This is a genomic window from Streptomyces sp. ICN903 (assembly GCF_022015835.1).
GTDB classification, from domain to species: Bacteria; Actinomycetota; Actinomycetes; order Streptomycetales; family Streptomycetaceae; genus Streptomyces; species Streptomyces fenghuangensis.
The window spans coordinates 1-8,723 of the sequence record NZ_JAKMAY010000245.1 but is presented as its reverse complement, the minus strand read 5'-3'; the positions used below and the strand labels follow the sequence as shown (position 1 = coordinate 8,723).

The 8,723-nt window shown below is 74.4% G+C and carries 8 protein-coding genes, 1 tRNA gene and 1 riboswitch; of the genes, 8 read left to right on the top strand and 1 reads right to left on the bottom strand.

Going from position 1 to position 8,723, the window contains the following annotated elements; genetic code table 11:
* On the bottom strand, positions 1-225 hold a 225-nt coding region (locus L7D48_RS21805), incomplete at its 3' end, for a hypothetical protein (RefSeq protein ID WP_237881607.1).
* Positions 226-549: 324 nt separating this feature from the next.
* On the opposite strand from L7D48_RS21805, the gene L7D48_RS21800 reads away from it, so the two are divergent.
* The 8 genes from L7D48_RS21800 to L7D48_RS21765 all read left to right on the top strand — a co-directional run bounded on the left by L7D48_RS21800 (position 550) and on the right by L7D48_RS21765 (position 8,679).
* Positions 550-2,493 carry a DEAD/DEAH box helicase gene (locus tag L7D48_RS21800; protein WP_237881606.1) on the top strand — a complete coding sequence of 648 codons (1,944 nt, stop codon included), beginning with the start codon at positions 550-552 and terminating at the stop codon, positions 2,491-2,493.
* A gap of 188 nt (positions 2,494-2,681) precedes the next feature.
* Positions 2,682-2,754, top strand: a tRNA-Lys gene (locus tag L7D48_RS21795).
* Between the two features lie 391 nt (positions 2,755-3,145).
* Entirely contained in the window at positions 3,146-3,502 is a 357-nt protein-coding gene (locus tag L7D48_RS21790) for a PRC-barrel domain-containing protein (protein ID WP_237881605.1), read from the top strand.
* A 41-nt stretch (positions 3,503-3,543) separates the two neighbouring features.
* Positions 3,544-3,705 carry a hypothetical protein gene (locus L7D48_RS21785; RefSeq protein WP_237881604.1) on the top strand — a complete coding sequence of 54 codons (162 nt, stop codon included), beginning with the start codon at positions 3,544-3,546 and terminating at the stop codon, positions 3,703-3,705.
* A gap of 234 nt (positions 3,706-3,939) precedes the next feature.
* A complete protein-coding gene (locus L7D48_RS21780; RefSeq protein ID WP_237881603.1) occupies positions 3,940-4,377 on the top strand; it encodes an SHOCT domain-containing protein in 438 nt (145 codons plus the stop codon).
* Positions 4,378-4,579: 202 nt separating this feature from the next.
* Positions 4,580-5,890 carry an APC family permease gene (locus tag L7D48_RS21775; RefSeq protein ID WP_237881602.1) on the top strand — a complete coding sequence of 437 codons (1,311 nt, stop codon included), beginning with the start codon at positions 4,580-4,582 and terminating at the stop codon, positions 5,888-5,890.
* A gap of 123 nt (positions 5,891-6,013) precedes the next feature.
* Positions 6,014-7,207 carry a PP2C family protein-serine/threonine phosphatase gene (locus L7D48_RS21770; protein WP_237881601.1) on the top strand — a complete coding sequence of 398 codons (1,194 nt, stop codon included), beginning with the start codon at positions 6,014-6,016 and terminating at the stop codon, positions 7,205-7,207.
* A 226-nt stretch (positions 7,208-7,433) separates the two neighbouring features.
* Positions 7,434-7,612: riboswitch (cyclic di-AMP (ydaO/yuaA leader) on the top strand.
* Between the two features lie 11 nt (positions 7,613-7,623).
* Entirely contained in the window at positions 7,624-8,679 is a 1,056-nt protein-coding gene (locus L7D48_RS21765; protein WP_237881600.1) for a M23 family metallopeptidase, read from the top strand.
* The last annotated feature ends 44 nt before the right edge of the window (positions 8,680-8,723 follow it).

Here is an 8,723-nt window from a genome sequence, read left to right as displayed (position 1 = left end):
ACGGCCCCGCCCGCCGAGACCACCCCGCCGCAGGGGAGCGGCGGCACCGGCGGTGGGGACGGTGACACCGGCGGAGGCGACGGCGCGGGTGACGGCGCGGGTGACGGGGACAACGGGGGCGGCGGTGCGCAGGACGGCCCCGGCGAAGGCGCGGAGGCCGGCGCCGAGGGACTTTCCGGGTTGTCGGCGCGGTACGGAATGAACGCGGGGCCGTCCGTCGTTCACTCCTCGTACGACATCCACGGAACCGGCGGCCCGCACCACTCAGGCGAACGTCCCGGCTCCGCGGACCGGTAGACTTCCCCACAGGCGGTCGCCACCGCCGTTCCTCCCGCCCCACCGGCAGCGCGGACAAGAGATTTGCGCTCGGGGAGGGGAGGTCGTATGGTGGCAGATCGTTTGCTCCCATTTGCCCGGCGCCGTGAATCAGTAGCGCGCCGTGTGGCGCGTTCCTCACCTGAGCCGTGGCTGACCGCATCGAGGCGGTCTTATGCGAAAACACGGAGTTGCGGGCGCGTGCCATGTGACTTCCGAGAGGTTTGTTTTCGCATGTCTGTGACTACCCCTGACGTCGTCCTGCCCGAGGACGAGCCGACGACCACGTTCGCCGACCTCGGTCTGCCCGGCGAGATCGTCCGCAAGCTCGCGCACAACGGCGTCACCGTCCCGTTCCCGATCCAGGCCGCGACCATCCCGGACGCGCTGGTGGGCAAGGACGTCCTCGGCCGCGGCCGCACCGGCTCCGGCAAGACGCTCAGCTTCGGCCTGCCGCTGCTGGCCCGCCTGTCCGGCGGCCGCACCGAGCGCAAGCGCCCCCGCGGCATCATCCTCACCCCCACCCGTGAGCTGGCCATGCAGGTCAGCGACGCGCTCCAGCCGTACGGCGACGTCCTCGGCCTGAAGCTGAAGGTCGTCTGCGGCGGCACCTCGATGGGCAACCAGATCGCCGCCCTGGAGCGCGGCGTCGACATCCTCGTCGCCACTCCGGGCCGGCTGCGGGACCTGATCAACCGCGGCTCCTGCTCGCTGGACGACGTGGAGACCGCGATCCTGGACGAGGCCGACCAGATGGCCGACCTGGGCTTCCTGCCCGAGGTCACCGAACTGCTCGACCTGGTGCCGGCCGGCGGCCAGCGGATGCTGTTCTCCGCCACGCTGGAGAACGAGATCGACACCCTGGTGCGCCGCTACCTCGTCGACCCCGTCCACCACGAGGTGGACGCCGCCCAGGGCGCGGTCACGACGATGAGCCACCACGTGCTGATCGTGAAGCCGCGCGACAAGGCGCCGGTCACCGCCGCCATCGCCGCGCGCAAGGGCCGCACCATCGTCTTCGTCCGCACCCAGCTCGGCGCCGACCGCGTGGCCGAGCAGCTGCGCGAGGCGGGCGTGCGGGCGGACGCGCTGCACGGCGGCATGACGCAGGGCCTGCGCACCCGGACGCTGGCCGACTTCAAGGACGGCCGCGTCAACGTGCTGGTGGCCACCGACGTCGCCGCGCGCGGCATCCACGTCGACGACATCGACCTGGTGCTCAACGTGGACCCGGCCGGCGACCACAAGGACTACCTGCACCGCTCCGGCCGCACCGCCCGTGCGGGCCGCTCCGGCACGGTCGTCTCGCTGGCGCTGCCGCACCAGCGGCGGCAGATCTTCCGGCTGATGGAGGACGCGGGCGTGGACGCCTCGCGCCACGTCATCGGCCGCGGCGACGCCTTCGACGAGGACGTGGTGGAGATCACCGGCGCCCGGTCGCTGACCGAGGTGCAGGCCGAGTCGGCGCTGAACGCCGCCAAGCAGGCCGAGCGCGAGGTGGCCGAGATCACCCGGCAGCTCGAGCGCGCGCAGCGCCGCGCCGCCGAGCTGCGCGAGGAGGCCGACAAGCTGTCGGCGCGCGCCGCCCGTGAGCGGGGCGACGACCCGGAGGCGGCCGTGGCCGCGGTCGCCGAGGCGACCGAGGCTGCGGTGGCCGAGTTCACCGCCGAGGCCGACGCGGCGGAGGCGAAGGCCGAGGCCGAGGCGCGCCGGGCGCGCGAGGAGCGGTCGTACGACCGCCGCGACGACCGGGGCAACTTCCGCCGGGACCGTGACCGTGACGACCGCCGCCCCTACGGCCGGGACCGTGACGACCGCGGCGACCGCGGTGAGCGCCGTCCGTTCAACCGGGACCGGCGTGACGACCGCGGCGACCGCGGCGAGCGCCGTCCGTTCAACCGCGACCGCCGTGACGACCGGGGCGGCTTCCGCCGCGACAACGACCGGCGCGAGTTCGGCCACCGCGGTGGCGGCGACCGCCCGTTCAACCGGGACCGTGACGACCGCCGCCCCTTCAACCGCGACCGCGACCGTGACGACCGCCGCCCCTACGGCCGCCGTGACGACCACCGCGGTGGCGGCTACCAGGGCGGCGGGCACCAGGGCGGTGACCACCGCGGCGGCGGCCGCTCGTTCGACCGCCGTGCGGACAAGCCGCGCTGGAAGCGCAACGGCTGAGCCGGACAGACCGGTTGAGGGCCCGGCCCGGAGCACCGCTCCGGGCCGGGCCCTTCGGCGTGTCCGGTCCCGTGCCCCGCTCGTCCGGGGTGCGCCCGGCCGTCCGGGCGCGGATACGACGCGACGTGCCGTCACACTGTGCCAATGCCTTCGAAGCGCGGCGCCTCTCCGGGCTATGCTTCGGGGGCGGGCCGTTAGCTCAATTGGCAGAGCAGTGGACTTTTAATCCATTGGTTGTGGGTTCGAGTCCCACACGGCCTACCGGACCCCTCGGGGCCAGGACCCCCGCCGACGCAGGTCGGCGGGGGTTCCGCCGTCTCCGGCGCGGTCCCGCCCGCCGAATCGGCGGGCGCGGCGGGCGCGTTGTGCGTGCGGGCCCTGCTCGGCGACGTGCCCGGTGCCGCAGGCGCGGGCGCACGCACAACGCGACCGGGGGCTTCGGTGCGGCGGAGGGCGCCGTACGGCGGGGGCGGAGCAGGGCTCGCGGAGACGGCGATCAGTCGCTTATGCCCGGAATGCGGCTCGGGCGTAGCATGAGGGCGTAACCGGCGCGCCCACGGCGCGGCGGGCCCCGGGGGCCGGCTCCGCGCACGCGTGCGGGCAGCACGGTACGGGCCCGCCGTCCGGACCGTCCGTCCAGGGAGCTGAGCGCATGATCCGTCCAGCAGACATCCGCGAGTGGCGCGGCCGTGACGTCGTCGACGCGGACGGGCACAAGGTCGGCCCGCTCGAAGCGGTCTACACCGACACGGCGACCGACGAGCCCGCCATGGTCACCGTGCGGATCGGACTGCCCACCCGTCAGCGCCTGGTGTTCGTGCCCCTGGACGAGGCGGTCGCCGGCCCGGACTACCTCAAGGTGCGGTACGGCAAGGCGCTGGTGAAGAAGGCCCCCTCCATCGGCACCGACGACGTGCTGTCCGCCGAGGAGGAGGAGCCGGTTTTCCGGCACTACGGGGTCCCCTACCACCCGGGCGCCGGAGGCGAGCGCCGACTGGCGCGCGGCTGACCGGGGCCGCGCCCGAACCGTGTGAAGGAGGCGTCCACGACATGGCGGTCTTCCTGTTCCTGCTTCTCGTCGCGGCCGTGCTGGGTGTGCTCGGCGCGGTGGTGGAGGGGCTGTTCTACCTGCTGTTCATCGGTATCGGGGTCCTGGTGCTCGCGGTCCTCCTCGTCTCCCTGCAGCGGTCCCGCCGCCGCACCGGCCGCTGAGGCCCGCCGCACCCGGACGGGTGCCGTGTTGCGCGCCCGACCGGGGGCGCAATACTGAACAAGAGGGCCGAAAGCGCGCTGGAACGACTGTCCGGCCCCGTGGAAGCGGCCGGGTGGCGCCTCCGCGCGAAGACGCGCCCCGGCGGCGAACAGACGAACACGACAGCCGTGCCGGCCCGGCGCCCGAGGACCGGGCGCCCGGGCGGAGCGACCGTCCGACCGCGAGGTGGAGCAATGGACGGGTATCTGTACATGGCCTACGACTATCCGGTGCTGGGAGCGTTCCTCACCTTCCTGTGGTTCTTCCTGTGGGTCGTGTGGCTGATCCTGCTGTTCAAGGTCATCAACGACGTCTTCCGTGACCACGAGCTGAGCGGATGGGGCAAGGCCAGCTGGCTCGTCTTCGTGGTCGTCCTCCCCTACCTCGGCGTCCTCGTCTACCTGGTCGCCCGCGGCAAGGGGATGAGCGAGCGCGAGATGAGGCGGGCCAAGACGGAGAGGGAGGTCTTCGACGCCTACATCCGCGAGACCGCGGGCACGGGTGCGGGCACCGGCGGCGCCACTGCCGGCGCCGCCGGCGTCGACCAGTTGGCCAGGCTCTCCGAGCTCAAGGCGAAGGGGGACCTCACCGAGAACGAGTACCAGCGGGCCAAGGAGAAGATCCTGGCCTGAGTGGCGGGCGGGGCCCGGCTCCACGGCGGCGCGGACGGGTTCCGCGTCGCCGTCGTGCGCCTGCCCCCGCCTCCGCCCGGCGGCGGGCCCGGAAGCGGGGGCGGGCTCTGGGGCGGTAGCGTCCGGTGCGGCCGGTGGTCGCCGGCCGCCCGGCGGGCAGCCGGCGCGAAGGGCACGGGTACACCCACGGGAGGGGACGGGGATGGGCGGGACGGCGGAGGGCGCACGGGAGGCTCCCGGGCTGCGAAGGCGGCTGGGCACCGGCGACGCGGTGGTGATCGGCCTGGGGTCGATGATCGGCGCGGGCGTCTTCGCGGCCTTCGCCCCGGCGGCCCGCGCGGCCGGGGCCGGTCTGCTGCTCGGCCTGGCGCTGGCGGCGGTGGTCGCGTACTGCAACGCGACCTCCTCGGCCCGGCTGGCCGCCCGCTACCCGGAGTCCGGGGGCACCTACGTCTACGGCCGCGAGCGGCTGGGGGAGTTCTGGGGCCATCTGGCCGGCTGGGGCTTCGTGGTCGGCAAGACCGCCTCGTGCGCGGCGATGGCCCTGACGGTGGGCCTGTACGTGTGGCCCGAGCAGGCGCACGCGGTCGCGGTCGCGGCGGTGGTGGCGCTGGTGGCGGTGAACTACGCGGGTGTGCGGAAGACCGCCTGGCTGACCCGCGCGATCGTGGTGACCGTACTGGCGGTGCTGGCCGCCGTCGTGGTCGTCTGCCTGACCTCCGGGGAGGCGGACGCCGCCCGGCTGGCCTTCTGGTCCGCCCCGGACGGGGCCGGCTCCTCCGGCGGCTCCGGGGACATCTCGCCCGGCGGGGTGCTCCAGGCGGCAGGCCTGCTGTTCTTCGCCTTCGCCGGCTACGCGCGCATCGCCACCCTCGGCGAGGAGGTGCGCGACCCGGCCCGCACCATCCCCCGGGCGATCCCGGTGGCGCTGGGCATCACCCTGGTCGTCTACGCCGCCGTCGCGGTCGCGGTGCTCGGCGTGCTGGGCCCCGACGGGCTGGGGAGGGCGACCGCGCCGCTGGCCGACGCGGTGCGGGCGGCGGGCGCACCGGAGCTGGCCCCGGTGGTACGGGTGGGGGCGGCGGTGGCGGCGCTGGGCTCCCTGCTCGCACTGATCCTCGGGGTCTCCCGCACCACCCTGGCGATGGCCCGCGACCGGCACCTGCCGTCCGTGCTGGCCGCCGTGCACCCGCGCTTCGGCGTGCCGCACCGCGCCGAGCTGGCGGTCGGCGCGGTGGTGGCGGTGGTGGCCGCCACGGGGGACCTGCGCGGTGCGATCGGCTTCTCCTCCTTCGGCGTCCTGGCCTACTACGCGATCGCCAACGCCTCCGCCTGGACCCTGGGCCCGGGCGAGGGCCGGCCGCCGCGGATCGTGCCGGCGGTGGGGCTGGCCGGGTGCGTGGTGCTGGCCTTCGCCCTGCCGCTCGCCTCGGTGGTCTCGGGGGCGGCGGTGCTGGCGGCCGGCGCCGCCTCGTACGGGGTGCGCCGCGCGCTCGCCGCACGCGGGGCGTAGGCGTTCCCCGCATCCCCTCGTTCTCCCGCCACCCGCATTCCCCCTCCCCCGTCCGGGCCCGTGTCGTCCGACCGGCGCTTGATCGACTCGCCGGGGCACCGGGGGTCGGGAAGAGTTGGAAGGGTGCACGGTGACGGGCGGCAGGAGACGGGCGGCGGCAGGACCCGTGCCCGCGCCATCCCCGTCATCGGCCGCCCGCCGTGGCTGCTGCCCCTGCTGCTGGTCCTGCTGGGGCTGGCGGTCAATCTGCTGACCCCCGCGGACGTGTTCCTGAGCGCGCCGTTCATCGCGGCGTGCCTGATCGCCGCGGCCCTGTGGACGTTCGGCGGCACCGCGGTCACGGTGGCCGCCTCGACGGTCGCGGTCCTCGCCCTGCTGGTGCGGGCCGGGCTGCACCCGGCGGAGAGCACGGTGCGGCTGGTCACCAACGTCACCGTCGGAGTGCTGGCCCTCATCCTCAGCCGGCTCCTGCACCACAGCGACGTCAGTGTGGCCTCGGCCCACCACGTCTCCGAGGCCGTCCAGCTCGCCGTACTGCCCGTGCCGCCCGGCCGGGTCGGCGACCTGAGAATCGCGGTCCGCTACGAGGCCGCGCAGGCGCACGCCCGGATCGGCGGCGACCTGTACGGCGTGCAGCGCACTCCGTACGGGCTGCGGCTGCTGGTGGGCGACGTGCGCGGCAAGGGGACGGAGGCCGTCGGCACGGTCACCGTCATCCTCGGCGCCTTCCGGGAGGCGGCCGAGACCGAGGAGGACCTGGGGGCGGTCGCGGACCGCGTCGAGCACGCCCTCCTCCGGGAGGCCGGACAGCGCGAGGCGGGGGCGGGCCGGTCGGAGGAGTTCGCCACGGCGGTGTTCGCCGAACTACCGGCCGGTGCCCCGGGGACCCTGCGGCTCGTCAACCGGGGCCATCCGCCGCCGGTACTGCTGACCGGGCGCGGGGATGTACTGCTGCTGGAGCCGGACACGGAGCCGGGCGCGGCGGCGTACGCGCTGCCACTGGGGCTGGGAGGCCTGGCAGGCGGGCCCGGAAACGGGGGCACGGAGCCGTTGCCCTTCCCGCCCGGTTCCCTGCTGCTGCTCCACACCGACGGCCTGACGGAGGCGCGGAACGCGGCGGACGTCTTCTACGACCCGGTGGAGAGGCTGCGCGGCCGGCACTTCACCGGGTCCGCCGCCCTGCTCGACCACCTCCTCGCGGACGTCGACGCGCACACCGGCGGGCACCGGGGTGACGACATGGCGCTGCTGGCGGTCATGCGCGACCCGGAGGCCCCGGAGGTCCCGGAGCCCCCGGCTCCCGGTGACCGTCCGTAGCGGACGTACACCCCTCCGCATAACAACTGAGGCAACGTCAGCTGGTGTGGCGTGCGTCTCATGCGCGGATCCGGCGGTCGAATCGCCCGAATTGGCGTGCTGATGCCCGGATATTCCTCCGTCAAGAAAGCCCCATGTCCAAAGGAGGGACTTGGAATCCGGAGCGCACCTCTATTAACGTTCGATAACGCAGCGCGGTCGTCACTGTCGCCGAAGAGGGCGGCACCGTGCGCCGTCGCCGAATCCCGCGAGCGTGGCCCCGTCAACAGCGAGGACGCGCCCAGGGAACCGGGGAACCACCAATTGGGGTGAATCGGGTACATGCGGCATGCCCGCATGAATCCGTAGGAGACCTTCCTGCTCCGAACCCGTCAGCTAACCCGGTAGGCGAGAAGGAAGGAAAGGAGAGCGCCCCCGTGGCGTCCAGCACCCCGGCCCCCGAGGTCTCGTACGACCCGCACACCGCCGCTTTCGCCCCGTTCGGTCCCGAAGGCGACGGCGACCAGCCGGTGTGGAACCCGACCGAGGAGTCCGTCCGCCCGGTCCGCGGCCGGCACCGCGTCGTCAAGCAGCGCACCGGCATGGCCCGCAGCGGAGCGGTCCTCGGCGTCGGCGTGATCGCCGCGGTCGGCGCGGGCGGCATAGCCACCGCCAAGGACAAGTCGCCGGTCGCCATCTCCATGCCGGACGTGGACCTCGGCGCCGTGGCGGAGGGCATCCCCGTCGTCGGCGGCCTCGTCTCCGACGGCGGCGACGACGACCCCGCCCCCCAGGGCGAGGCCACCAGCCCCTTCGGCGGCACCGTCACCCAGGCCGGCCTGGACACCTCCGACGCCACCACGACCGTCGTCACGGCGGACGCCGGCGAGGCGCTGCGGGCCCGCATCCTCCAGCAGGCCGACCAGCAGCAGACCGGCGCGGCCCAGGCCGCGCTCGAGGAGGCCGCCGAGCAGGCCGCGGGCAAGGCGGCCGAGGAAGCAGCCGACCAGGCCGCCGAGGAGGAGGCCGAGCGCAAGCGCAAGGCCGCCGAGGAGGCGGCGCGCAAGGCCGAGGCCGAGCGCCTGGCCAAGCTCGCGGCCAGCTACACCCTCCCCCTCAACTCGTACCAGCTCACCTCCACCTTCGGTCAGTCCGGCTCGATGTGGTCCAGCAACCACACCGGCCTGGACTTCGCCGCCCCCACCGGCACCCCGGTCAAGGCGGTGCACAGCGGCGAGATCGTCGAGGCCGGCTGGGCGGGCTCCTACGGCTACCGCATCATCCTCCGCCTCGACGACGGCACCGAGGTCTGGTACGCCCACCTGTCCTCCATGACCGTCACCACCGGCAAGGTGACCACCGGCGACGTCATCGGCCGCGTCGGCTCCACCGGCAACTCCACCGGCGCGCACCTCCACATGGAGGTCCGTCCCGGCGGCGGCGACCCGATCGACCCGCTGGCCTGGCTGCGGAGCAAGGGCCAGTCCATCTGACGACGGCCGGTCCGCCCGGCCCGCCCGGCGGCGATCCGTCCCAC